Origin of the sequence: Streptomyces sp. NBC_00670, from assembly GCF_036226765.1 — a bacterium.
Classification (GTDB): Bacteria; Actinomycetota; Actinomycetes; order Streptomycetales; family Streptomycetaceae; genus Streptomyces.
The window spans coordinates 7,267,342-7,290,436 of the sequence record NZ_CP109017.1 but is presented as its reverse complement, the minus strand read 5'-3'; the positions used below and the strand labels follow the sequence as shown (position 1 = coordinate 7,290,436).

The 23,095-nt window shown below is 73.6% G+C and carries 19 protein-coding genes; 13 read left to right on the top strand and 6 right to left on the bottom strand.

Annotated elements, in window-relative coordinates; translation table 11 throughout:
* The first annotated feature begins 108 nt into the window (after window positions 1-108).
* Together OIE12_RS32035 and OIE12_RS32030 are read left to right on the top strand one after the other, a co-directional pair.
* Window positions 109-1,314 (top strand): DegT/DnrJ/EryC1/StrS family aminotransferase, encoded by a 1,206-nt coding sequence (locus OIE12_RS32035; protein ID WP_329141449.1) that lies wholly within the window; start codon window positions 109-111, stop codon window positions 1,312-1,314.
* On the top strand, window positions 1,311-2,456 hold the full coding sequence (locus OIE12_RS32030; RefSeq protein WP_329141448.1) for a DegT/DnrJ/EryC1/StrS family aminotransferase: 1,146 nt from the start codon (window positions 1,311-1,313) through the stop codon (window positions 2,454-2,456). The genes OIE12_RS32035 and OIE12_RS32030 overlap by 4 nt, the downstream gene beginning before the upstream one ends.
* Window positions 2,457-2,485: 29 nt before the next feature.
* On the opposite strand, the gene OIE12_RS32025 is transcribed toward OIE12_RS32030, so the two are convergent.
* Window positions 2,486-3,742 (bottom strand): nucleotide sugar dehydrogenase, encoded by a 1,257-nt coding sequence (locus tag OIE12_RS32025; protein WP_329141447.1) that lies wholly within the window; start codon window positions 3,740-3,742, stop codon window positions 2,486-2,488.
* A 256-nt stretch (window positions 3,743-3,998) separates the two neighbouring features.
* On the opposite strand from OIE12_RS32025, the gene OIE12_RS32020 reads away from it, so the two are divergent.
* Genes OIE12_RS32020 through OIE12_RS31995 form a run of 6 tightly spaced genes read left to right on the top strand, consistent with a single transcriptional unit; the run spans window position 3,999 to window position 10,011 of the window.
* Window positions 3,999-5,057 carry a hypothetical protein gene (locus OIE12_RS32020; RefSeq protein ID WP_329141446.1) on the top strand — a complete coding sequence of 353 codons (1,059 nt, stop codon included), beginning with the start codon at window positions 3,999-4,001 and terminating at the stop codon, window positions 5,055-5,057.
* A complete protein-coding gene (locus OIE12_RS32015) occupies window positions 5,047-5,976 on the top strand; it encodes a sugar phosphate isomerase/epimerase family protein (RefSeq protein WP_329141445.1) in 930 nt (309 codons plus the stop codon). Before OIE12_RS32020 ends, OIE12_RS32015 begins: the two co-directional genes overlap by 11 nt.
* A complete protein-coding gene (locus OIE12_RS32010) occupies window positions 5,969-7,369 on the top strand; it encodes a M20/M25/M40 family metallo-hydrolase (protein ID WP_329141444.1) in 1,401 nt (466 codons plus the stop codon). Before OIE12_RS32015 ends, OIE12_RS32010 begins: the two co-directional genes overlap by 8 nt.
* Before the next feature lie 13 nt (window positions 7,370-7,382).
* A complete protein-coding gene (locus tag OIE12_RS32005) occupies window positions 7,383-8,597 on the top strand; it encodes an Ldh family oxidoreductase (RefSeq protein ID WP_329141443.1) in 1,215 nt (404 codons plus the stop codon).
* A gap of 29 nt (window positions 8,598-8,626) precedes the next feature.
* The gene (locus OIE12_RS32000) at window positions 8,627-9,559 is read left to right on the top strand and encodes a Gfo/Idh/MocA family protein (protein WP_329141442.1); all 933 of its coding nucleotides are present in this window, start codon (window positions 8,627-8,629) and stop codon (window positions 9,557-9,559) included.
* The gene (locus OIE12_RS31995; RefSeq protein ID WP_329141441.1) at window positions 9,556-10,011 is read left to right on the top strand and encodes a DUF6917 domain-containing protein; all 456 of its coding nucleotides are present in this window, start codon (window positions 9,556-9,558) and stop codon (window positions 10,009-10,011) included. The genes OIE12_RS32000 and OIE12_RS31995 overlap by 4 nt, the downstream gene beginning before the upstream one ends.
* On the opposite strand, the gene OIE12_RS31990 is transcribed toward OIE12_RS31995, so the two are convergent.
* The gene (locus OIE12_RS31990) at window positions 9,992-10,672 is read right to left on the bottom strand and encodes a methyltransferase domain-containing protein (RefSeq protein ID WP_329141440.1); all 681 of its coding nucleotides are present in this window, start codon (window positions 10,670-10,672) and stop codon (window positions 9,992-9,994) included. The two genes, OIE12_RS31995 and OIE12_RS31990, sit on opposite strands and share 20 nt — an antisense overlap.
* Before the next feature lie 182 nt (window positions 10,673-10,854).
* Between OIE12_RS31990 and OIE12_RS31985 the strand changes: the two genes are divergently transcribed.
* Window positions 10,855-12,519: a beta-1,3-glucanase family protein gene (locus OIE12_RS31985; protein ID WP_329141439.1), complete on the top strand. Its 1,665-nt coding sequence runs from the start codon at window positions 10,855-10,857 to the stop codon at window positions 12,517-12,519.
* A gap of 94 nt (window positions 12,520-12,613) precedes the next feature.
* Here OIE12_RS31985 and OIE12_RS31980 read toward each other — a convergent pair whose 3' ends face one another.
* Window positions 12,614-15,700 (bottom strand): lectin, encoded by a 3,087-nt coding sequence (locus OIE12_RS31980; protein ID WP_329141438.1) that lies wholly within the window; start codon window positions 15,698-15,700, stop codon window positions 12,614-12,616.
* A gap of 342 nt (window positions 15,701-16,042) precedes the next feature.
* Here OIE12_RS31980 and OIE12_RS31975 point away from each other — a divergent pair, with 342 nt between their 5' ends.
* Window positions 16,043-16,408, top strand: a complete 366-nt coding sequence (locus OIE12_RS31975; RefSeq protein ID WP_329141437.1) for a DUF488 domain-containing protein — start codon at window positions 16,043-16,045, stop codon at window positions 16,406-16,408.
* 84 nt (window positions 16,409-16,492) lie between these two features.
* On the opposite strand, the gene OIE12_RS31970 is transcribed toward OIE12_RS31975, so the two are convergent.
* The gene (locus OIE12_RS31970; RefSeq protein WP_329141436.1) at window positions 16,493-17,140 is read right to left on the bottom strand and encodes an NADPH-dependent F420 reductase; all 648 of its coding nucleotides are present in this window, start codon (window positions 17,138-17,140) and stop codon (window positions 16,493-16,495) included.
* Between the two features lie 40 nt (window positions 17,141-17,180).
* The gene (locus OIE12_RS31965; RefSeq protein WP_329141435.1) at window positions 17,181-17,993 is read right to left on the bottom strand and encodes an inositol monophosphatase family protein; all 813 of its coding nucleotides are present in this window, start codon (window positions 17,991-17,993) and stop codon (window positions 17,181-17,183) included.
* 184 nt (window positions 17,994-18,177) lie between these two features.
* On the opposite strand from OIE12_RS31965, the gene OIE12_RS31960 reads away from it, so the two are divergent.
* Together OIE12_RS31960 and OIE12_RS31955 are read left to right on the top strand one after the other, a co-directional pair.
* Window positions 18,178-19,137, top strand: coding sequence for a LysR family transcriptional regulator (locus OIE12_RS31960; protein WP_329141434.1), 960 nt, complete (start codon window positions 18,178-18,180; stop codon window positions 19,135-19,137).
* Between the two features lie 82 nt (window positions 19,138-19,219).
* Window positions 19,220-19,897, top strand: a complete 678-nt coding sequence (locus OIE12_RS31955) for a hemerythrin domain-containing protein (protein WP_329141433.1) — start codon at window positions 19,220-19,222, stop codon at window positions 19,895-19,897.
* A 207-nt stretch (window positions 19,898-20,104) separates the two neighbouring features.
* Here OIE12_RS31955 and OIE12_RS31950 read toward each other — a convergent pair whose 3' ends face one another.
* Entirely contained in the window at window positions 20,105-21,115 is a 1,011-nt protein-coding gene (locus OIE12_RS31950) for an SDR family oxidoreductase (RefSeq protein ID WP_329141432.1), read from the bottom strand.
* A gap of 186 nt (window positions 21,116-21,301) precedes the next feature.
* On the opposite strand from OIE12_RS31950, the gene OIE12_RS31945 reads away from it, so the two are divergent.
* Complete coding sequence (locus tag OIE12_RS31945; protein ID WP_329141431.1) at window positions 21,302-23,092, top strand: glycoside hydrolase family 15 protein; 1,791 nt, start codon at window positions 21,302-21,304, stop codon at window positions 23,090-23,092.
* The last annotated feature ends 3 nt before the right edge of the window (window positions 23,093-23,095 follow it).

Here is a 23,095-nt window from a genome sequence, read left to right as displayed (position 1 = left end):
CCCGTGCCCTTCCGGGGGCCGTCCCTGCCCCGTGCCCTTCCGGGGGCCGTCCCCTGCCCCGTGCCTTTCCCCCGTACGGAGAACATCCGCCGCCGACCCCGAGGACCCATGGACTTCACCGCAGCCGGCCCCGCCGCCGGCCCGGCACCGGACCGCACCCGCCCGGTGCCGTTCTTCGGTCAGGCCGCCTCGTTCGAGGACGCCTGGCCCGACATTCGCGCCCGTGTCACCGAGGTGATCGACGACGGCAAGTACTCGCACGGGCAGCAGGTCGGCAGATGGGAGGCGGCGCTCGCCGAGTGGACCGGCGCCCGCCACTGTGTGGCCGTCAACAGCGGAACCGACGCGCTCGTGCTGCTGCTGCGGGCCTGCGGGCTCGCTCCGGGCGACGAGGTGGTCGTGCCCGCGTTCAGCTTCATCGCCACCGCCTCGTCCGTCGTACTGGCCGGGGGCCGGCCGGTCTTCGCCGACATCGACCCGGTGACGTACACGCTCGATCCCAACTCCGCGGCGGACGCCGTCACCGGGCGCACCACGATGCTCATGCCCGTGCACCTGTTCTGCCAGCTCGCCGACATGGACGCGCTGACCGGGGTGGCCGAGCGGCACGGGCTGACGCTGGTCGAGGACAGCGCGGAGGCGATCGGCATGCGCTGGAACGGCGTCCACGCGGGGCTGCTGGGGGCGGGCGGGGTGCTGTCCTTCTTCCCCACCAAGACGCTCGGCGCGCTGGGGGACGCGGGCGCGATCCTCACCGACGACGCGCGGATCGCCGAGGCGGCCTCCGCCCTGCGCCACCACGGGCGCACCGGCCGCACCCTCGCGCACTTCCCGGGCATCTCCCGGGCCACCGAACTCAACGGCGTCAACAGCAAGATGGACGATCTCCAGGCCGCCGTCCTGCTCGGCAAACTCCCCCGGCTCGCGGCCGCCGTCCGCCGCCGGGCCGAGCTGGCGGCGGCGTACACCGAGCGGCTGCGTGACGTGCCGGGGCTGCTGCGGCTGCCGACCGTGGCCGCGCGCGAGGCGGACACCAACCCCGTGTTCTACGTGTACCTGGTGGAGGCCGAGCGGCGGGACGCGCTCGCCGCGTACCTCGCCGACCACGGCGTGGGCACCGAGACGTACTACCCGGTGCCGTTGCATCTCCAGCCGTGCTTCGCCGCACTCGGCTACAAGCAGGGGCAGTTCCCGCACGCCGAGGCCGCGTGCGCGCGCACCCTCGCGCTGCCGTTCCACCCGGACCTGACGACGGCCGACATCGACACGGTGTGCGCGCTGGTCCGCCACTTCTTCACCGGGAGGGCCGCATGACCGTGACCCGCGGGAGGACGATCCCGTTCTTCGCGCCCGATCTGTTCGAGGAGGACCGTGAGGTGCTGCTCGACCTCGTGCGGCGTACCGGTACGGTCGCCGGGCAGCGGTTCATCCTCGGCGAGCGGACCGCCGCCTTCGAGGAGGCGCTGAGCGGGACACTGGACGGCGCCGAGGTGGTCGCCTGCTCCAGCGGCACCTCCGGGCTCGGTCTGATCCTCACCGCGATGGGGGTGGGCCCCGGGGACGAGGTGGTCGTCCCGGCCTACGGCTGCGCCCCGCTCGGCAACACGGTGGCCAACCTGGGGGCCACTCCCGTCTTCGCGGACATCGACCCGGTGACGATGGTGGTGGACCCGGCGGAGGTGGAACGGGCGATCGGCCCGCGTACGAAGGCGGTGATGCCGGCGCACATGTTCTCGGTGATGGCGGACATGCCACGCATGCGGGAGATCGCGCGGCGGCACGGCGTACGGCTGGTGGAGGACTCGGCGGTCGCGCAGGGCGGGATGCTCGACGGGCGGCCGGCGGGGACGTGGGGCGAGGCGGGGGTGTTCTCCTTCGTCCAGGTGAAGACGTTCGGCACCGCGGGAGAGGGCGGTGCCGTGGTCACGCACGACCCCGAACTGGCGCGCGTGGTGCGGGCGTTGCGCAACCACGGTCAGGAGGGGCCGCGGTTCGTGCATCAGCGGGTGGGGCTCAACAGCCGGTTCGACGAGCTGCAGGCGGCGTTCCAGCTGCACCGGCTGCCCGGACTGGCCGCACGGCTGGAGCGCCGGGCCCGTATCGCCGCGTACTACACCGAGCGGTTCGCGCCGCTCGCGGAGCGGGGCGTCGTGCCCCCGCCGCCGGGACGCAACGGCCGCTGCTACTACGTCTATTCGGTGCTGGCGGACGAGCGGGACGCGCTCAAGGGGCATCTGGCCGCGCACGGGGTGGCCAGTCACGTCTACTACCCGCTGCCGCTCCCCCACCAGCCGGCCTTCGCCCGCTTCGCGCCGCCCGGCCGGGAGTGGCCGCACGCGCTGGCGGCGAGCCGCCGCCAGCTGGCCCTTCCCATCAACCCGCACCTCACGGACGCGGAGACCGAGCACATCGCCGACGCGGTGTGTGCCTTCGCGACGGGGCGGCGAGCGGCATGAGTCACGTCGTTTGCCCCCGGCCGGCGGGTTCACAGCACATGCGTCGTGCCGTCGCGCAGCCGGCCGCGGGTGTCGAGCAGCAGGGGCGCCCAGCCGGGCAGCCGCTCCACGGGCAGGACGCCGTGGTCCTGGAGCAGGATGGTCAGATCGGCCTCGGCCGCCGCTTGCCGCAGCCGCGTGGCGCGGGGGACGGGCTCGCCGTCGACGGTCCAGGCGTCGGCGAGCGGGTCGTGGTAGCGCACGTGTGCGCCGGCCCGGCGCAGCAGCCGGGTCAGGGGCGTCGCCGGGGTGCAGCGCAGATCGCGGCTGTCCCGCTTGTAGGTGACGCCCACCAGCAGCAGCCGTGCGCCGCCCAGTTCCTTGCCCGCGTCACGCAGCAGTTCGCCGGCCCGGTGTACGACGTGTGCGGGCATGGCGGCGTTGACCTGCTGGGCCAGTTCGACCAGATGCAGCGGGCGGCCGGCGGTGCGGGCCCAGTGGGTGAGGTAGGCGGGGTCGACGGGGATGCAGTGGCCGCCGACGCCCGGGCCGGGGCGGAACTGCTGGTAGCCGAAGGGTTTGCTGGCGGCGCAGTCCAGGGCGTCCCACACGTCGACGCCCAACGCGCGCCCGGCGACGGCGAGTTCGTTGACGAGGGCGATGTTGACGCTGCGGTAGACGTTCTCCAGCAGTTTCGCGAGTTCCGCCTCGCGGGCGGAGCCGGCCTCGACGACGCGGTCGCACAGCCGCCGGAAGAAGCCGGCCGCGGCGGCCGTACAGCTCGCCGTGCAGCCGCCGACGACGCGCGGGGTGTTGCGGATGCCGAAGCGGCCGTTGCCCGGGTCGATGCGCTCCGGGGAGAAGGCCAGGGAGAAGTCCGTTCCGGCGGTGAGGCCGGAGGCCTCCTCCAGGAGAGCGCGCACGACACCGTCCGTGGTGCCCGGATAGGAGGTGGACTCCAGTACGACGAGGGTGCCGGGTTTGAGATGGGCGCCGACGGCGGAGGCGGCCCGCCGCACATGCGACAGATCGGGCGCGCCGGCGTCGTCCAGCGGTGTCGGGACGCAGATGACCGCGGCGGTGGCCTCGGCGAGTAAGCCCGCGTCGGTCGTGGCGGTGAATCCGGCGGCCGCCATCCGTGCGAGATCGGCGTCCGTCACGTCCGGCACATGGGAACGGCCGGATTCGAGAGCGGCGGTCACGACGGAATTCTCGTCGAGGCCGACCACATGCATTCCGGCCGCACACGCCTCACGCGCCAGCGGCAGCCCCGTGTACCCCAACCCGACGACCGCGACAGTCTCCACCGCATTACTCCCTCTGCTCACCCCGGACCGAACCTCTCCTCGACCACTTTAAGCAGGTCAGCGCGGTCACATGCCCATCAGGAAAGCATGTCACCCGGAATAGTGAAAAGAGTACGGAGTGAGGTCATATTGTCTTCCCAACCTGCCCGGAAATGTTTCGTCGCCTTATTCGGTGTCCGGAATCCCACCATTCTCCGGCGCATTCATCTGTTCATGAAACCCGGCGCGAAGGCCGGTCGAAAGGGGTGGCACCGTCATGCTGCGCACACTGCTCCTCGGGCTCGGACGCGCCGGGGCGGGACTTCATCTGCCGGTCCTCGCCCGCGCGCGGGCCACGCATCCGGGGCTCTTCGCCGGGCGGCCCGTCGTCGGCGTCGATCCGGGCCCCCGGCCGGTGCCCGGCGGCGGTCCGCCCGGGCCCGGCGCGGACCGGCTGGTGGTCGCGGAGTCGTTGCAGCGCGCCCGCCGCCATCTCGACCCGGCCGTCACCGTGGTCCATCTGTGCACCCCGCCGGCCGTGCGGGGCGCGCTCCTCGAGGAGGCCGCGCAGCTCGGCTACCGGCGGTTCGTGGTGGAGAAGCCCCTCGCCGCCGACCGTACGGCGCTGCGCCGGGTGCTGGAGGTCGTGGACCGCCACGGGCTGCGTGTCGAGGTCGTCTCCCCGTGGCTGCACAGCGCGCTCACCGACCGGCTCGCCACGCTCCTCGCCACCGTCGGTGAGGTCCGCTCGGTGACCGTGACGCAGGACAAGGCCCGCTTCCGCCGCTCGCTGACCGGGGGCAGTCACACGCACGCCTTCGAGGTGGAGGTCCCGCACGCGCTGGGCGTGCTGCTGCGGCTCCTGGGCGACGCCGAGGTGCGCGAGGCCTCCTGGACCGATCTGCGGCTGGGCGAGCGGGTCGTGCCGCACATGGGCGGCGCCCGGCTGACCCTGCGCCACGGCGGCGGGGCGTTCGGCCGCGTCCACTGCGACCTCACCTCGCCGGTGCGGCGGCGGCGCATCACCGTGGACGCGGCCGACGGCGTACGGCTCGTCGGCCACTACCCCGTCGCGCAGGACGACGACGTGGCCCGGCTCGACCTGTGGCGCGACGGGCGCCGGACGCGGGAACTGTTCGAGGACGACGCGCTGCACCGGTGCCTGGTCGCCGCCTACCACCGGTTCGCCGGGGACGATCCGCCCGGCGCGGCCGGCGGCCTGGAGGTGCACGCGCGCACCGTCGAACTCCTCGACGACGCACGGCGCTCGGCCGCGGGCGACGCCCTGCCTCCGCTGCCCGCTCCCCTCTCCCCGGAGGCCCGCCATGCCGGCTGACCCCCGCCCGGCCCCGGGCCCCCTCACGACGGCCCCCGCCGCCCCGCCGCCCGGCATCCGCTACGCCGGCATCGGCGACGAGGCCGCCTTGGACCTCGCCGGACAGCTCGCCGCCCTGCGCGAACTGGGCTGGACGGCGCTGGAGTTGCGCAGTGCCGACGGGCGTGCCCTCGCCGATCTCGACGACCGCGCGTTCGGACGGCTCGCCGAACGGATCGCGGCCACCGGCACGGAGGTGGTCTGCGTCGATTCACGGATCGCCGACTACAACCGGCCCGTCACCGGCCCGTTCGCGCGCGACACCGACGAGCTGCGGGTGCTCGCCCGCCGCTGCGCCGCCCTCGGCACCCGGTACGTACGGGTGATGTCGTACCCCAACGACGGTCTGGGCGAGGCGGAGTGGGCCCGCCGGGTACGGCACCGGATGACCGTGCTGGCCCGGCAGGCCGAGGACGCCGGGCTCGTCCTGCTGCACGAGAACTGCGCCGGCTGGGCCGGCACCCGCGCCGAACGGATGCTGGACCTGCTGCACCACGTCGACAGCCCGGCGCTGCGACTGCTGTTCGACATCGGCAACGGCGTGCCGTACGGCTACGGTTCGGCGGCCCTGCTGGACGCGGTCGCCGCCCATGTCGAGCACGTCCACGTCAAGGACGCCGTACGCACCCGGACGGGCGAGGTGGCCTACGTGCTGCCCGGGCACGGCCACGCCGAGGTGCGCGAGTGCCTCACCGCGCTGCTGCGGCGCGGCTGGCGGGGCACCTGGTCCATCGAGCCGCACACCCATCTGCGCCCGCACGACGGCACCGACGCGCGCGGCGACAGCGGTGCGGCGGCGTTCGTCGCCCACGGGCGAGAACTGGAGCGGCTGGTGGCCCGCGAGGTCGCGCCCGCCGTCCACGGGGGCCGACATGGCTGACGCCTCCCGTCCCCCGAGGGCCCGGCTCACCGCCGAGGACCACGCCCTGCTGCTGCGCCTCCTCGGCATCCCGACCGCCGGCCCGCTGGAGACCGGCGACACCGGCGCCGCACGGCTGTGGGAGGCCGGGCGCGCGTACGCGGCGGCGGCGCGGCGGTTCGGCATGTCGGTGGTCCGGCACTCGGCACCGCCCGGGACCGTACTGCTGCGGGACGACGTGCCCCTGCCGGTCCGGGAGGCCGCCGCGGACCCCGCCTTCCTGGTCTGCCAGCCGAGCCTCGTGCTGCGCCTCGGGCCGCCCCGCGTGCCGCGCGCGGCGACCGTCATGTTCAACGTCCACCTCGACACGGTGGCCGGCTGGTGGCCGCCCTCGTTCGACGGCGCCCGGTTCGGCGGGCGCGGGGCGATCGACGCCAAGGGACCGGCGGTCGCCCTGCTGGCCGGCATCCGGGCGGCGCGTGCGGCGGAGCCGGCGGTGGGCGGGCGCATCGGGGTCCTCGTCCAGGCGGTGGCGGGCGAGGAGGGCGGTGCGATGGGCACGTTCGGCACCCGGCCGCTGGTCGAGCAGGGCTTCGTCGGACGGCTCAACGTGTTCTGCGAGCCCACCGGGCACCGGTACCTGACGCGGTCGACGGCCGGCATGACCGCGTGTGTGCGGGTGCGCGGCGAGGACGCGGTCGACGACCGCCCGGAGGCGGGCCACAACGCCACCGTGCTGCTCGGCTTCCTCGCCCACCACCTGGCGACGGTACTGCCGGCCCGTACCCCCGGCACGCGCGTCTGCGTGGCCGGACTGCACACCGGGGAGCGGCACAACAAGGTGTACGGGAACGGGCAGTTGCTGCTCAACCTCGCCTACGCCGACCGGGAGCACGGGCGGGCGGCCGAGGCCGCGCTGCGCCAGACGCTCCGCGAGGGCCTTGCCGCCTTCCGCACCACCGCGCGCGGTCGCCCCCACCTGGCCAGGACCGCCGACGACGCCGACGCGATCACCTCGCTGCGGTGGCTCAAACGCGGGCTGCCCACGCTCACCGGCCCCACCGGTGACGCCGGCTGGGCCGAGCGGCTGCTCACGGAGGAGTGCGGGCTGTCGCCATGGCCCGCCGACGAGCCCGCCTTCACGTGCGACGCCCTGTGGATGGGCGGCGTGCCCGACACGTACACCGCCGTCCTCGGGCCCGGCGGTCTGGACACCAACCGGGCGCACGCGGCGGGCGAGTACGCCGACCTCACCGAACTCGACCGGTACGCCGACGAGGTGGCCCGCATCCTCGTCGCCTTCGCCCGCGGGACGCGGTACGAGGAGCAGCCGCCGCCCACGGCGGCCGGGGTGCCCCGCAACCGTACGCCCGTCGATCCGACGACCAACGACCCCCGCCCGCACACGCGTTGAAAGGCAGGACGCCATGACCACCTCCCGTTCCGGGACCACCGCCGTCACCCCGAAACCACGCCCGGCCGAGGTGTCCCCCGCGCCACCCGCGCGGGCCCCGTCGTACGGCGGCCACGTCCGCGTCCCGTACGACGGTCTGCGGGACTTCGTCGCCGGGGTGTTCCGCGCCCGGGGGCTGCCCCCGGGCCGGGCCCGGGGGGCCGCCGGGGCGCTGTGCCACGGTGACCTCACCGGCTTCACCACGCACGGTGTCACCAACCTGGCCCGGCTCTACCTCCCCCTGCTGGACGGCGGCCGCTGCGATCCGCGCGCCGAGCCGGAGCTGCTCGCCGACAGCGGCGCCGCCGTGCTGCTCGACGCGCGGAGCGCGCTGGGGCTGTGGTCGGCGACCGAGGCGATGGAGCTGGCGGTCGAGCGCGCCAGGACGCACGGCGTCGGGCTGGTCTCGGTGCGCGGCGGCACCCACTTCGGATGCGCGGGCCACCACGCGCTGCGCGCCGTGGAACACGGCATGATCGGCCTGGCCTCGTCCAACTGCGGACGGCAGCGCCTGGCCCCGCCGCTGGGCGGCGCCGCCCCGATGCTGGGCACCAATCCGCTGGCGCTGGCGGCACCCGGAGGCGCGCACCCGCCGTTCGTGCTCGACATGAGCACGACCGTCGTACCGACCGGCCGTATCCGCGCCGCCGCCCGTGCGGGCGAGCCCGTCCCGGACGGCTGGCTGGAGGACGCCGACGGCGCCCCGGTCACCGACCCGGCGGCGTACGACCGGGGCGAGGCCCGGCTGCGCTGGCTGGGCGGCTCCCCGGAGACGGGCGGCCACAAGGGCTACGGCCTGGGGCTCCTCGTGGAGGTACTCTCCGCGCTGCTGCCCGGCGCCGGCCTCGGCCCGCACCGCGACACCTCGCCCCAGCCCGACGACGACGTCGGTCATCTGCTCCTGGCGGTGGCCCCCGGCCGCCTGCGCCCCGAGACCGACTTCCTGGAGGCGGCCACCGGCCTGTTCGGCGCACTCCTGGACTGCTCACCGACACGCCCCGGCGAGCCGGTCACCTACCCGGGCCACCGCGAATGGCGACGCTCCCGGCACCGCCTCGCACACGGCGTCCCGCTCACCACGCCCCTGCACCGCGAACTGCGGGAGGTGGCGAGCCGGTTGGGCGCCCCCTTCCCCGCACCACTGCCGGACACGACCGCTCCCGCCGACACGTCCGGAGGCCCGGCATGACACCACCACGTTGCCCTCTCCGGGTCGGAATGATCGGTCTCGGGGTCATCTCCCGGTTCTACCTCGCCGCGTTCGAGCGCTCCCCGGACGTGGAGCTCGTCGCCGTCTGTGATCGCGATCCCGGTGCCTTCGCGGGGCTGCCCGCGCATCTCGAGCGGCACCCGGACCATCGCCGGCTGCTGCGGGAGGCCGAGGTGGACGCCGTCGTCGTCAATGTGCCCAATGACGCGCACTTCCCGGTCTGCCGGGACGCGCTCGCGGTGGGGCGCGCGGTGTGTGTGGAGAAGCCGCTGGCGACCGCGGTGGCCGACGCGCGGACGCTGGACCGGTATGCCCGGGAGCGCGGGGTGCCGTTGTTCACCTCGTTCCACCGGCGCTACAACGACCCCGTCCGCGCCCTGCTGCGCCGGCTGCCGAAGGGCGTGCCGGTGGAGTCGGTCACCGTGCGCTACAAGGAGACGATCGAGGAGCACGCGGGCCGTGACCGCTGGTATCTGGACCCCGGCCGCTGCGGGGGCGGCGCTCTCGCGGACAACGGGCCCAACGCCCTCGATCTCGTCCGCCTCTTCCTCGGCGAGGACATACGCGTGGAGGGCGTGGGCCTGGACCGCGACGCGCGCGGCGTCGACCGTGCCGCGCGCCTCTCGCTGCGGGCGCCCGTGAGCGGCGCGCGGGCGCGGGTCGAGCTCGACTGGTCCTACCCCGGCGAGCGCAAGACGGTCGAGGTGCGGCTTGCCGACGGCCGGGGGGACGTGGCCGACATGCTCGCCGGGCACAGCGAGTTCAAGGGGTCGTTGTGGCACGAATACGTCGGCGTGCTGCGGGACTTCGTACGCGTGGTGCGGGGGGACGGGGGCCCGGAGCCCGGGCCCCCGCCGGACGGACTGGCCGTCGCCGAACTGGTCGCCGCCTGCTACGCGGCGGCGGACGGCGACCGGCACCGAGAGGAGACCCACGCGTGAACCCCGCGGAGGACGGCGCCAAGCGCGTCGTGCACGGCCCCCTGGTGAAGGTCCTCACCCACCGCCTCGACCGGCGCGGCATGTCGCTGGAGCCGTACGCCAGCCGGTGTGTGCGGCGGGGCGAGGTGCACGAGCTGGTCACCACCGACCACACGGACACCTCGGCCGGTGCCCGGGTGGACCGGGTGGGTTTCCTGGGCTTCGTCGAACTGGCCTGCGCCGGTGTGCTGGACCGCGGGGACACGGTCCTGGCCGGGGGCCTGCCGATCGGCACGGTGCTGGGTTTCGACGCCTGCCACTTCCCCAACCACTACAACATCCTCATCCGCGCCCCCCGGCCGGTGACGGGCCTCGAACTGTCGCTGGCCCCGGAGACGGAGATCCGGTTCGAGTGCGCCTCGCCGCGCGCGCCGGGGGCGGCCGCGGACGGGCTCAGCGCGCTCCTCGGCTGAGGCCGGTGTCGACGAGGGCGGCGAAGGAACGGTCGCCGCCGTAGTCGAGTTCGTGGCGTTCGAGCACCCGGGAGCCCGGCATCAGGTCGAGGAAGTGGCTCAGGGGCCGCAGCCGCGAGAACCGGCCGACGGGGACGGCCGCGTGCTCGTACTCGATGAGCAGGAGCTGCCGGGTGCCGAGGGACAACGTGCGGAAGAGGGCGGCCAGTTCGGCGTCGTCGAGGAGGTGCATGAGCACCCATACGCACACCGTCACATCGGCCGGGCGGCCCACCAGCCGGTCGACCTCGTCCAGGGTCAGGTCCTGGGCGCGGAGCCGGTGAAGCGTCACGTTGTCGAGTCCCGCGCAGGCCGCGCGGGCCGACTTCAGCATGCCCGGTGTCATGTCGAGCGCCGCGACCCGCCCGGCCGCCGCCGCGAGGGTGGGGGTGAGCCGGCCGATGCCGCAGCCGATCTCGATCACCGAGCCGACGCCGTCGGGCAGTTCCTGCCCCGCGCGCTTCAGCAGCCGGGCGAGGGTCCGCCGGGTCTCGTCGGTGACCGCCTCGCCGAGCTCGGGCGGCTGCTGCGCGCGCATCACCCGCGCGAGCCCGTCGCGCCGCGCACGCGCGTGCCATTCCTGGGCGATCTCTTCCGGGGAGGGGGGCGTGGTGTACGTCATGTGGAGATCAACGACGTTCACCCCGAAAAGGAACCGGACGGCACCCTCGGCAACGTCCTTGACGTGCACACCTCTTGACCGACCGATTGGTTCAGTCCAATAGTGGGAACACGCGCTCACTCCCCTGAGAGCGCTCTCAACACGGCACTCTCCACCCCACACTCACTCCCCAGGAGCCCGTCGTGCTCTCCCGTCGTGCCCTTCTCACCGCCGCGGTGGCCACCGCCGCCGCGCTCCCCCTCGCGACCGCCGGCACCGCCAGCGCCGCCGCCAACCTCCCCCTCGTCCTGGCCAACAACTCCGGCAGTTCCGCGCAGGTGTACGCCTACGTCACCGGCGCCGACACCTCCGGCTGGCCCGGCTTCGTCACCGCCGACGGCGTCTTCCACCGGCTGGCGGACGTCTCCGCCGTGCAGACCCCGACACCCGACTACTCCATCGCCCTCGGCGGTTCCGGCTCCTCGCCCGTCCGGCTGACGCTGCGCGACTACGTCATCGGCGGCCGGGTCTGGTTCTCCGTCGGGAAGAAGATCCAGTTCTTCGTCAACCCGGCGAGCCTCAACGGCGGCAGGCCCGGCCTCGTGCAGCCCGGCTTCACCAGCAACGACCCCAACTGGACCACCAACTGGGGCTTCGCCGAGTTCACGTACAACTCGGCCAACCTGTACGCCAACATCAGCTACGTGGACATGGTCGCCCTGCCGATCTCGATGTCCACCACCGGCGCCGCCGGCAACCAGTCGGTGCCCGCGCTGCCCTCGACCGCGCTGGCCAACATCGCCTCGGGCCTGCGGTCGCAGCACTCGGCGGACGGGGCCCCGTGGGACCGGCTGATCGCCACCGACTCCTCCGGCGCGGTCCTGCGCGTCCTGGCGCCCTCGCACGCCCCGGCGGACTTCGGCTCGTACTGGAACCCGTATCTGACCCGCGTCTGGGACTACTTCCGCAACAACACCCTCACCATCGACGGCCAGGGCTCGATCGGCGCCTACTCGGGGCGGGTCAGCGGTGACGTCCTGACCTTCTCCGGGCTCAACACCAACGGGGTGCCGTTCACCAAGCCCTCCGCCGCCGACATCTTCGGCTGCGCGAGCGGCCCGCTGTACAACTCCGGGTCCGACGCGCGCGGTGCCGTCGCGGCCCGGCTCGCCGCCGCCCTCAACCGCTCCGACCTGCTGGTCTCCGGCGGCGCCAACCAGCCGAGCGGGGTGCGGCCCGACCAGTACTACACGGAGTCGATCACCAACCACTACGCCCGGCTGGTGCACAAGTACTCGACCGTCGGCTACGCCTTCCCGTACGACGACGTCGGCCCCACCGGCAGCGCCCCGGTCGACGGGCACCTCCAGGACCCGGCGCCCACCTCCTGGACCCTCACCCTCGGCGCCGGCTCCGGGGGCTCGGGCGGGGGCGGGGACAACGGCGGGGGCGGCGGCACCAGCGCGTACGCCACCGTCCAGGCGGAGAACTACAGCTCCCAGAGCGGCACGCAGACCGAGAGCTGCTCCGACAGCGGGGGCGGCCAGGACGTGGGGTACCTCGCGGCCGGTGACTGGCTGAAGTACGCCTCCCTGGACTTCGGCGGCTCCTCCCCCACGCAGTTCGTGGCGCGGGTCGCCTCGGGGGTCGGTGCCGGGGTGAGCGGGGCGATCCGGGTGCGGGTGGACAGCGCGACCGGGCCGCAGATCGCGGAGATCGACCTCGGTGACACCGGCGGCTGGCAGAGCTGGCGCACGATCCCGGCCAACGTCACCCGCTCGGTGACCGGCGTGCACGACGTCTACCTCACCTTCGCGGAGAGCAGCACGGAGTTCGTCAACGTCAACTGGTTCACGTTCACCAAGTGAGGTGAGCCGGCCGGGGAAACGGCGGCCGGCCGGTTCCCGCGCACACCTGCCGTGTGCGGGGAGCCGGCCGGCCGTCGTGTGCCCGCCGCGCCGGTCAGGCGGGCAGCGTCCACTTCTGGGCGGCGCTGCCGTTGCACTCGTAGAGCTGGAGCTGGGTGCCCTCGGTGGTGGACGAGTTGGGCACGTCCAGGCAGAGCCCGGAGTTGCCGTTGATCAACTGGCCCGAGGAAGTGGCCCGCCACTGCTGGGCGTTGGTCCCGTTGCAGGTGTACAGCTGCACCTTGGTGCCGTTGGTGGTGCCGCTGCCCGCGGCGTCCAGGCAGCCGCCCTTGACGCGCAGCGTGCTGTCGGCCGCCACCGTCACCGTCTGGGCGTCACTGCCGTTGCAGCCGTAGAGCTGGATCGGCGTGCCGTTGGCCGTGGCGCCTCCCTTGTCGTCCAGGCAGAGCCCGGAGCCGACGCCCGCGGTGACGGCTCCGGAGCGGGCGGCCGGGGCCGCCGGCAGGGTCCACTTCTGGGCGGCCGTGCCGTTGCAGTCGTGGATCTGGAGGTGGGTGCCCTCGGTGGTGGCGGAGTCCGGATCGTCCAGGCACAGCTTGGAATTGGCGTTCACCAGAGCCCCGTCGGAGCCCGCGGACCAGACCTGCGCGCCGGTGCCGTTGCAGGTCCACAGCCGCACCGCGGTGCCGTTGGTGGTGCCGCTGTTCGCCACGTCCAGGCACTTGCCGAGCGCCCGCAGGGTGCCGTCACCGGCGACCGTCCAGTCCTGGGCGTAGGTGCTGTCGCAGCCCCAGAGCTGTACGGCGGTGCCGTCCGCGGTGCCCGAGTGGTCGACGTCGACGCACAGGCCGGAGCCGACACCGGCGGTGAGGGCACCGGCCCGCGGGCCGGGCGGGGCGACGACGGAGCCGTGGTAGGAGGGCGGTGCCGCGCTCGCCGCGCTCGCCCAGGAGGTGTTGGCGGTGGTGCCGAGCCGGTAGGTGAGGGTGCCTCCTTCGCTGAGGGCGTTCGTGGGCGCGTACGCGTTGTTCCACGCCGCGCCGTCGAAGGTCGCGGACTGCACGTAGGGCGCGTTGTCCGCGGCGCCGTCACCATTGATCGTCAGCGTCCTGCCCGAGGGCAGGGTGACGACGGCCTGCGGGAACAGCGGGGAGCCGAGGGCCAGGTCGTCGGTGCCGGGGGTCATCGGGAACATGCCGAGCGCCGACCAGACGTACCACGCGCTCATCGCGCCGAGGTCGTCGTTGCCGTCGGCGAGACCGGCGGGGCTGTTGGCCCAGATCTGGTCCTGGACGGAGCGCACGGTGGCCTGCGTCTTGTACGGCTCGCCGATGTAGTCGTACTCCCAGGGCAGTTCGATGCTGGGCTCGTTGCCGACCCAGGCGTAGCCGTTCGCGCCGGTGTAGCTGCGCAGCACGGTGTCGAGGTAGTCGCTCATCACGGCGTTGCCGCCCTTGGCAGCGGCCAGCCCGGCCACGTCGAAGGGGACCATCCCGGTGTAGATCCAGGAGTCGGCCTCGACCATGTCGGTGCCACTGGTCGGATCGAAGCCGCCGGTCCAGGTGCCGTCGGCGTTGCGCGGCTGGACGAAACCGGAGGCCGGGTTGAGCGTGCCGCGCCAGTCCTGCGCGCGGTTGGCGTACGTGCGCTGGTGGGCGGTGTCGCCGAGCGCGCCGGCGAACGCGGAGAGTGCGAAGTCGGCGGTGTCGTACTCCAGCGTGGTGGCCACAGGGCCGTAGAAGTTGCAGCAGCCGTAGCTGCCGTCGTGCGGCATGTAGCCGGGGGTGTTGAGGTAGTTCAGGCCCGGCCGGTCGTTGTTGGTGGTGCTGGCCTGCTTGACCAGGCCCTCCAGCGCGGCGGAGGTGTCGAAGTCGCGGGCGCCGAAGGCGTGGTAGTCGGCGATGATGGCGGCCGCCGGGTCGCCGACCATGACGTAGGACTCGCCGTTGTTCTCCGACCACTTGGGGAAGATCCCGGTCTGCCGGTAGTCGTCGACCATCGACTGGGCGGTGTCCGAGGCGACTTGGGGACTGACCAGCGCCTCCAGCTGCGCCTGGGAGCGGTAGATGTCCCAGCCGGAGTAGTTGGCGTAGGCGGCGTCGTGACCGGAGTCGACGGTGTGTGTCCTGCCGTCGAAGCCGTAGTACTGCCCATTGGTGTCACTGATGACGTTCGGGTGCAGCAGCGAGTGGTAGAGCGCGGTGTAGAACATGGTCTGCTGGTCGGTGGTGCCGCCGGAGATGCCGATCTTTCCGAGCGCGCCGTTCCACGCCGTGTGGGCGGCGTTCCGGGTGGCGTCGAAGTCCCAGCCCGGCGCCTCGGCGGTGCGGTTGGCGACGGCGCCCGCCACGGAGACGTAGGAGACGCCGACCTTGGCACGGAGGGTCTGGCTCCCGGAAGTGTCGAAGGTGACGCGGGAGTTGGCGCCGGAGGTGCTCTGCGCGGTGAACGGCCGGTCGAAGACCACGTCGAAGTAGACGGTGTAGGTGTTGCCGGCACCGCAGAACTTGCCGCTGGTGACCTGGCCGCTCACCTCGGTGCTGGAGACGGCGGTGAACTTGGTGTTCGAGCCGCCGTTCTGGCTGCTGCCGAGCTTGAACAGCAGGTTGGCCTGGGTGGTGGAGGGAAAGGTGAAGCGGGCCATGCCACTGCGGGTGGTGGCGGTCAGCTCGGTGGTCACCTTGTTGTCCAGGGCCACCTTGTACGAGCCGGCCGTCGCGGACTCGGCGGAGTGCGCGAAGGAGTCCCGGGCGCCGTAGTCGACCGCGCCCACGGTGGGCAGCACCGGTATGTCACCGGCGGCGCCGCAGCCCGGCCCGGCGATGTGGGTGAGGCTGAAGCCGGTGATCGAGGAGTCCTTGTACTCGTAGCCGCCGCCGGGCGGCCGCGAGGGGGTGTCCGGGCTCCACTGGACCATGCCGAACGGGACGTCGGCGCCGGGGAAGTCGTTGGCGTCGTTGGACGTCCCGATGAACGGGTTGACCAGGCTCGCGGGGTCCGTGACGGCCGCCGCCCCCGCCGTCGCCGTCTCGGCGGACACGGCCAAGGACTGGGCGGGCACCGCGAACGTGGCGACCAGGGCCAGGCCGGCGCCCGCGCCGGTCAGGGCGACCAGGCGCCGCCCTCGCGGTGGACGCGGACGCGGTGCGCGGCGCCCGGCACCGGTCAAGAGGGATCTCATGAACCGCCTCCTGTGGAGAGGGATGAGGGGTGGGGGGTGGCCGTGCGGGCCGGGTGGGGAGCCCTTCTGACAACGTTGTCGAAGCGGCGTCCGCCGGGTCGGCGGGCACGGGTGCGGGGGCAGGCGCCGGACTCTCGGGCCGCACGGGGGTGCGGGTCCGGGGCGGGACGAATGCCGGGAAGAAGCGCTTTGCCACGCTAGGAGTTGATCATGCCCATGTCAACACGCTGGACGCTTGCGGCTCCGCGGGGACGCGGCATGCGCGGGTAGCGTGGTTCGAGCGGGGGTGACTCGACCGGAGCGGCGGCAGCCGCGGTCCCGGCACCGCACGAGGAGGTACCCATGGCAGGCAAGAGGACGGTGCACGTCCGCCGGGTCTACGAGGACCCCGAGCGGGGCGACGGCGCCCGCGTCCTGGTCGACCGGATCTGGCCCCGGGGTATGAGCAAGGAGCGGGCCCGGCTGGACGAGTGGTGCAAACAGGTGGCCCCGTCCACGGAACTGCGCAAGTGGTACGGCCACGACCCGGACCGCTTCGAGGAGTTCGGCCACCGCTACCGGGCGGAACTGAAGGACGACCCCGAGCGGGCGGACGCCCTGGCCCACCTGCGCGACCTGGCCAGGGACCGGCCGCTGACGCTGCTGACGGCGACGAAGGACCCCGCGATCAGCGAGGCAGAGGTACTGGCGGGGCTGCTGCGGAAGTGAGGGCGGGCCGCGGGGACGGCCTCGCCTCCGGTGAGCGGCCCCGGGCCCGGCGAGCGGGCCCGGGACTCGCCCGGGGGCGGCGGCTCAGCCGGACGCGGACACCGCGAGCGGCCGGAGTCCCCTGCGGCGCAGCACGTGGGTCACCAGCAGGATGACGGCCTCGGTGGCGCGCGCGGTGGTGATGTCGCCGAGGTCCTCGATCCGGTCGGCCTTCCAGCCCAGGTCTCCCAGGAGCCGGGCCGCGGTGTCCTTGGCGTCCTGGTCGTCGCCGGAGAGGTAGGCGGTGGGCGAGGTGGCCAGGGACTCGGGCGCGGTCATCACCATGTAGAGCATGGTGTTGAGGGTCTTGACGACACGCGTGGCGGGCAGCGCCCGCTGGAGCCGCTCCCCGAGGCTGCCGTCCGGGTACATCAGCTCGCCGGGGAGGCCGTCCGGGCCGTGCCGGGTGGCGTTGGAGACGTCGACGAGGATCTTCCCGGCGAGTTCGTCCCGCAGTTCCCCCAGCCGGGCGAGGGCGGTGTCGCCGGGCGTGGCGTTGATGACGACGTCGCCGGTGGCGGCGGCGGTGCGCTGGTCGGTGAACCGGATACGGGGTCCGAACTCCTCCGCTCCGCCCGGGAGTTCGGCGGCGGGGTCGCGGCGGCCGACGACGATGTCGTGACCGGCGAGGGCGAACGTGCGGGCCAGGTTGGTGCCGACGCGTCCGGCGCCGAGGATGCCGAGGGTGGTCATGCGCGGTGCTTCCTTGTCCGTTGGGGGGTCTGTCGTCGGGTCACTTGACGGGGGCCAGCGCGTCGGCGACGGCCCGGTGGACGCCCGGCGCGGCGGCCAGGAAGTCGCGGTGCGCGGGTGTCCAGGGGGCGCCGTGGAGGTCGGTCACGACACCGCCGGCCTCGGCGACGAGGAGGGCGCCGGACACCAGGCCGGAGCGCACGTCGGAGTGCTGCCAGAAGGCCTCCATGCGGCCGGCGGCGACATGGATGAGCTGGAGGGTGGCCGGGACGGAGACCCGGACCACCAGTCCGGCCGTCAGCAGGGCCGTGACCGACTCGCCGATCCGGCGGAAGGTCTCCTGGTCCTCGCCGGGCTTGGCCTGTCCGGTGCCGACGAGGGCGGCGCCCACGTCCGTCTTGGCGGAGACACGCAGGGGCTCGCCGTTGAGGTGGGCGCCGTTGCCCGCGAGCGCGGTGTAGGTGTCGCCGGTGAGCGGCAGGTGAACGACCGTCAGCACGGGGCGGTTGTCGCTCACCAGGGTGGCGGTGACCGCCCAGTCGGGCATGCCGTGGACGTGGTTGATGTTGCCCTCGGCCGGGTCGACGACCCACCACTCGCCGTCCGGCAGCGCCCCGCCCTCGAGCTCGTCCTCGGCCCACTGCGAGCCCGGGCGGGCGTCGAGGAGGGGCTGCTTCAGGACAGCGAGGACGGCGTCGTCGTTGGCCTGGAGCTCGTCGATGATCTCCTTCAGGCTGAGGGCGCGCGCGTGGGTGGTGTAGCGGTCGCGCAGGGTGGTGCCGGCCGTCTCGACGGCGGTGCGGACCTCGCCCAGCAGCACCTCGTCGATACCGGCGGTCTTGATCGCGGACATGGCGAACTCCTGTACGTCGAAGGGGAATTGAGGCGGCCCTTCGACGATGGGCCCCGATGAGGGGCCCCGACGGAGGAACCGCCGCCGTCGCCCTCACTCGCTCGGGCGAAGCGGCCTGCACACGACGTTAGGGAGCCTGCGGATTAACCACAAATGCATGTTCGTCATCTCTATGCTTACCCACATGCAATTGGACCTGAATCTGCTCACCGCCCTCGACGCGCTCCTGGAGGAGGGGAGCGTCGCCGGGGCCGCCGCCCGGTTGCATGTGACGGCTCCCGCGATGAGCCGTACGCTCGGCCGGATCCGCAAGGCGACCGGCGACCCGGTCCTCGTCCGCTCGGGGCACACGATGGTCCCGACCGCGCACGCACTGGCGCTGCGTGAGGAGGTGCACGACCTGGTGCACCGCGCCCACGCCGTGCTGTCCACCCGTCGGGAGCTCGAACTGGACACGCTGGAGCGGGTGTTCACCGTGCGCTGGCACGACGCGCTCACCGCTGCGTGCGGCCCGGCCCTGGTGGCCGCGGTGCACCGGCAGGCGCCGGGGGTGCGGCTGCGGCTGGTGGCGGAGGCCGCCTCCGACACCCCCGAGCTGCGGCGCGGAGAGGTGGACCTGGCGTCCGGGACCGCTCCGTCGGCGCTGCCCGACGTCCAGAGCCTGCTCCTCGGCGAGGACCGGCTCGTCGTCGCGCTGCGCACCGGCCACCCGCTCACCGCGCGGCCGCTGACCGTCGAGCGATACGCCGCGGCCGAGCATTTGACCGTCTCCCGCCGCGGCCGGCTGCACGACCCGGTCGACGCGGCGATGGAGGCCCTCGGGCTGCGGCGGACGGTCGTCGCGGCGGCCCCGAGCGCGGCGACGGCCCTGCAACTGGTCCGGGAGACCGATCTCCTCGTCGCCGTTCCCGGCACCATCTCCCGTACCGCGCTCGACACGCTGGGGCTGACGACGCTCGCGCTGCCCGTGGCGATGCCGCCGATCCCGGTGCACCTCATGTGGCACCGGCGCCACGACAACGACCGGGCCCACCGCTGGCTGCGCGAACAGGCGTGCGCGGCGGTGGGGGCGGTGCTGGGGCCGCCGGCCGGGACTCCTTCCGGACCGCCGTCCGAGACACCGTCCGGGGCGCCGTCCCGGTAGCCGTCCAAGTGGCCCGCGAGCGCATCACGGCCGTCCCGCGGGGTACCCACCGCCTCTGTGACACAGGAGTGAGGAGGGTCCCATGGGCATACTCAGCAAGGCTGCCGTGACCACCTCGGTGACCAAGCCGGTGCTGACCGCGAAGACCGTCACCCGGGTCGGAACCCGGGCCGGGAAGTCCGTTTCGGCCTGGTCGCTCGGGCTGGTCGGAGCCGTGGGCGGTGAGGACGCCGTCGATGTGCTCACCCGGCAGCACCGGCAGATCAAGCTCGGCTTCCTGCGGGCCGCGCTGCCCGGGCCGCCGCGCCGCCGCAACTTCGACCGGCTGATGCGGCTGCTGGCCATTCACGAGGCCGCCGAGGAGGCGCACGTCCATCCGCTCGCGCGGCGGGTGCTGCGCCACGGCCGCGAGCTGACCGCCCGCCGGCGCCACGAGGAGAAGGAGGCCAAGCGGCTCCTCGTGGCGCTGTGGCGCACCGGCCCGGACGGCCCCGGCTATCTGCGGCGCCTCAACGAGGCCCGGCGCGCGGTCACCCGGCACGCGGCGCGCGAGGAACGCGAGGAGTTCGCCGCGCTGCGGCGGGCGGTGCGTCCGTCGCGGCTGCGGATGCTGGGCAGCGAGGTGAAACTGGCGCAGGTCTACGCGCCGACGCGGCCCCACCGGTGGGTCAACAACGAGGTCATGAACAAGCTGGCGGCGCCGGTTCTCGGTCCGGTGGACCGGGTGCGGGACGCCGTGCGGCACCGGGTGATGTCCTGACGGCGCAGCCGTTCAGGACGGGGCGGGGCGCCTTATAGCTCGGGGGTTTCTGTGCGTCGGCGGCTGCGGGAGCGTCGTGGTCGCCCGCGCAGTTCCCCGCGCCCCTCAAGGAGCGCGCGGCTCGCCGCGCGCTCCTTGAGGGGCGCGGGGAACTGCGCGACCAGCCACGACGCGACCCGCAGCCGCCGGACAACGCTTATCCCCGAGCTATGAGGCGCCCTTGACCACGGCCGCGGTAGCCACCGCGAGCCCCGTCGCCGCGAGGCCGCCGAGCAGCGCACGCCGGTGCTGGGAGAGCCACAGCACGGGGTCCCGCCCGTGCGCCTGTGCGTCGAAGCCGCCGTGCGCCCCCCGGTCCTCCGTCGCGTCGGAGGGCCCGTCGATGTTGGCGCCCCACCGCGGCAGGTCCTCGTCGGTCTGCTGGCCCTTGACGACCTTGCGCCCGAGGTAGCGGTCCATGAACGCGGGGGCGAGGCGTTCGCCGAGGATGGTGTAGGCGGTGGACAGGCCCACCCACAGGTTGCGCCGCGGGTGCTCGGCGAGGAAGACGATGCCCTTGGCCGGGAGCTCCGGCTGGAACACGGGCGGCACCGGCTGGGGGTGCTTCGGCATCCGGGTGAGGTTCCAGTTGAACTGCGGGGTGTTGAGGCCGGGCAGCTGGATCATGCAGACCCTGACCTTGCTCCGCTCGTGGATCAGCTCGGTCATGACCGACTCCGTGAACCCCTTCACCGCGTGCTTGGCTCCGCAGTACGCGGACTGCAGCGGGATGGAGCGGTAGGCCATGGCCGAGCCGACGTTGACGACGACGCCCCGGTCACGGGGCCGCATGTACTCCAGCGCGGCCCGGGTGCCGTTGACCTGGCCCAGATAGGTGACCTGGGTCATCCGCTCGTACTCCTCGGGAGAGGTGTCCCAGAAGAAGGCGAGCGAGCCGGCGAAGGCCACGTTGACCCAGACGTCGATCTCGCCCAGTTCCCGCTCGACCCGCTCGGCGGCGCGCCGCACCGCCTGGTGGTCGGCGACGTCGGTGGGGACGGCCAGCGCGCTGCCTCCGGCGTCCTCGATGTCCTTCACCGCGCCGTCCAGACCGGCCCGGCCGCGGGCGAGCACTGCCACGTCGTACCCCCGGGCCGCGAACTCGCGCACGGTGGCGCGGCCGACTCCGGCGGTCCCGCCGGTCACCACCGCAAGCTTTCGCCCTGTCCTGCTCGGCATGAGTGCTCTCTCTCCCTCGCTCCTCGGCGCCCGGCCGGGATCCCCCGCCGGGGGATGCGGGGTACCCCCGGAGAGGGGGTGGGCAAACGGTCCGCGGGGGCGAAGGTGTGAACCCGCTGGGCCGACTCCACGACGAGACGGGGTAGCGCGAACCGCGCCCTCGTCGAAACGGGTACCGGAGGCAGCGTGACCCCTACGCGAACAGACGGCTTCGCCCCCTTGCGCTCCTACGCCCTCCTCGGCGACCTCCGCGCCACCGCCCTCGTCGCCTCGGACGGCGCGGTGGACTGGTTGGCCGTGCCGGCCCTGGACGCCCCGCCCGTGTGCGCCGCGCTGCTGGACCCGTCCGGCGGCGGCCGCGTCACGCTCGCCCCCACCGTGCCGTACGAGGTCACCCGCCGTTACGCGGAGGGCACCATGGTCCTGGAGACGACCTTCACGACCCGGGACGGTGTGGTCACGGTCACCGACGCCCTGAACCTGGGAGCGCTCGGTCAACTGCCGTGGACGGAACTGGCCCGGGTGGTCACCGCGGAGTCCGGCCGGGTGCCGATGGCGTGGCGGGTCGCCCCCGGGCACCGGTTGAACGCCCGCAGCAGCCCCTGGGCGCGCTTCGAAGGGGGCGTGCCCCTCCTCACGGTCGGTGACCAGGAGCTCGCCGTCGTCACCGAGGGGCTGGGCGAGCCGGTGGCCGACGGCCGGGCCGTCCACGGCACGGCGGAACTGGAGGCCGGCGCCACCGCGCTGCTCGCCCTGGCCGCGACGGACGCCGAGCCGGTGCACGTCCCGACGCCCGAGGACGTCCGGCTGCGCGTCGAGCGCACCGCCGCCGCGTGGCGGCAGTGGTCGGGCACCGTGCGGTACGACGGCCGGTGGCGGGACGCCGTCCTGCGCAGCGCCCTCACCCTGAAGGCACTGACCTCGCGCGTGACCGGCGCGATCGCCGGGGCGGCCACCACCTCGCTGCCGGAGCGGATCGGCGGGCCGCTCAACTACGACTACCGCTTCGCCTGGATCCGCGACGGTTCCTACGCGCTCGACGCGCTGTCCCGCCTGGGCCTGCCGGAGGAACTGCACGCCGGTGTCTCCTGGCTGCTGGACGCGGTCGCCCAGGAGGCACCCGGCCTGCGCCCGCTGTACGCGCTCAGCGGGCGGCCGGTGTCCGCCGAGATGACGGAGGTGTCCTGGGCGCCCGGCTACCGCGACTCCTCCCCGGTGCACGTGGGCAACGCCGCCGCCGCACAGCTCCAGCTGGGCTCCTACGGAGACCTGTTCGACGCGGTCCACCGTTACTGCGCCCGGGGCGGCCGTCTCGACGGCGCCACGAACACCCTGCTCGGCGGGATGGCGGACCGGGTCTGCGATCTGTGGCGGTCGCCCGACTCCGGTTTCTGGGAGCTGGGCGAACGGCGGCAGTACACGAGCAGCAAACTCGGCTGCTGGACGGCGCTGGACCGGGCCGTACGCCTTGCCGACCGCGGTCGTATGAGCAGTCCGCACGTGCCGCGCTGGCGTCAGGAGCGGGACGCCGTACGGGACTGGATCGACCGCTGCTGCTGGTCGGAGGCGAAGCAGTCGTACACCTTCTACGCGGGGACGGACGAGCTCGACGCGGCCACGCTGCTCGCCGCGCGCACCGGCTTCTGTGCCGGGGACGACCCCCGGCTGTCCGCCACGGTCCGGGCCGTCCGCGCCGAGCTGGGCGCCGGTGGCTGTCTGCTGTACCGCTACAGCGGACAGCGGGAGAAGGAGGGTGCCTTCCTCGCCTGCTCGGGCTGGCTCGTCGAGGCCCTGCATCGCACGGGCCGTACGGAGGAGGCCGCCGAGTTGCTCGACGACTTCACCGCCAGGGCCAACGACGTGGGTCTGTGCACCGAACAGACCGACCCCGCCACCGGCGCCCTCCTGGGCAACTTCCCCCAGGCCCTCACCCACCTGGCAGTGATCGCGGCGGCAACGGCCCTCGGCTCCGCGTGAGGG

Coding starts and splice junctions, on each gene's coding strand:
- OIE12_RS32035 (WP_329141449.1), top strand. CDS start 109: ATGGACTTCACCGCAGCCGGCCCCGCCGCCGGCCCGGCACCGGACCGC.
- OIE12_RS32030 (WP_329141448.1), top strand. CDS start 1,311: ATGACCGTGACCCGCGGGAGGACGATCCCGTTCTTCGCGCCCGATCTG.
- OIE12_RS32020 (WP_329141446.1), top strand. CDS start 3,999: ATGCTGCGCACACTGCTCCTCGGGCTCGGACGCGCCGGGGCGGGACTT.
- OIE12_RS32015 (WP_329141445.1), top strand. CDS start 5,047: ATGCCGGCTGACCCCCGCCCGGCCCCGGGCCCCCTCACGACGGCCCCC.
- OIE12_RS32010 (WP_329141444.1), top strand. CDS start 5,969: ATGGCTGACGCCTCCCGTCCCCCGAGGGCCCGGCTCACCGCCGAGGAC.
- OIE12_RS32005 (WP_329141443.1), top strand. CDS start 7,383: ATGACCACCTCCCGTTCCGGGACCACCGCCGTCACCCCGAAACCACGC.
- OIE12_RS32000 (WP_329141442.1), top strand. CDS start 8,627: ATGATCGGTCTCGGGGTCATCTCCCGGTTCTACCTCGCCGCGTTCGAG.
- OIE12_RS31990 (WP_329141440.1), bottom strand. CDS start 10,672: ATGACGTACACCACGCCCCCCTCCCCGGAAGAGATCGCCCAGGAATGG.
- OIE12_RS31980 (WP_329141438.1), bottom strand. CDS start 15,700: ATGAGATCCCTCTTGACCGGTGCCGGGCGCCGCGCACCGCGTCCGCGT.
- OIE12_RS31975 (WP_329141437.1), top strand. CDS start 16,043: ATGGCAGGCAAGAGGACGGTGCACGTCCGCCGGGTCTACGAGGACCCC.
- OIE12_RS31970 (WP_329141436.1), bottom strand. CDS start 17,140: ATGACCACCCTCGGCATCCTCGGCGCCGGACGCGTCGGCACCAACCTG.
- OIE12_RS31965 (WP_329141435.1), bottom strand. CDS start 17,993: ATGTCCGCGATCAAGACCGCCGGTATCGACGAGGTGCTGCTGGGCGAG.
- OIE12_RS31960 (WP_329141434.1), top strand. CDS start 18,178: ATGCAATTGGACCTGAATCTGCTCACCGCCCTCGACGCGCTCCTGGAG.
- OIE12_RS31955 (WP_329141433.1), top strand. CDS start 19,220: ATGGGCATACTCAGCAAGGCTGCCGTGACCACCTCGGTGACCAAGCCG.
- OIE12_RS31950 (WP_329141432.1), bottom strand. CDS start 21,115: ATGCCGAGCAGGACAGGGCGAAAGCTTGCGGTGGTGACCGGCGGGACC.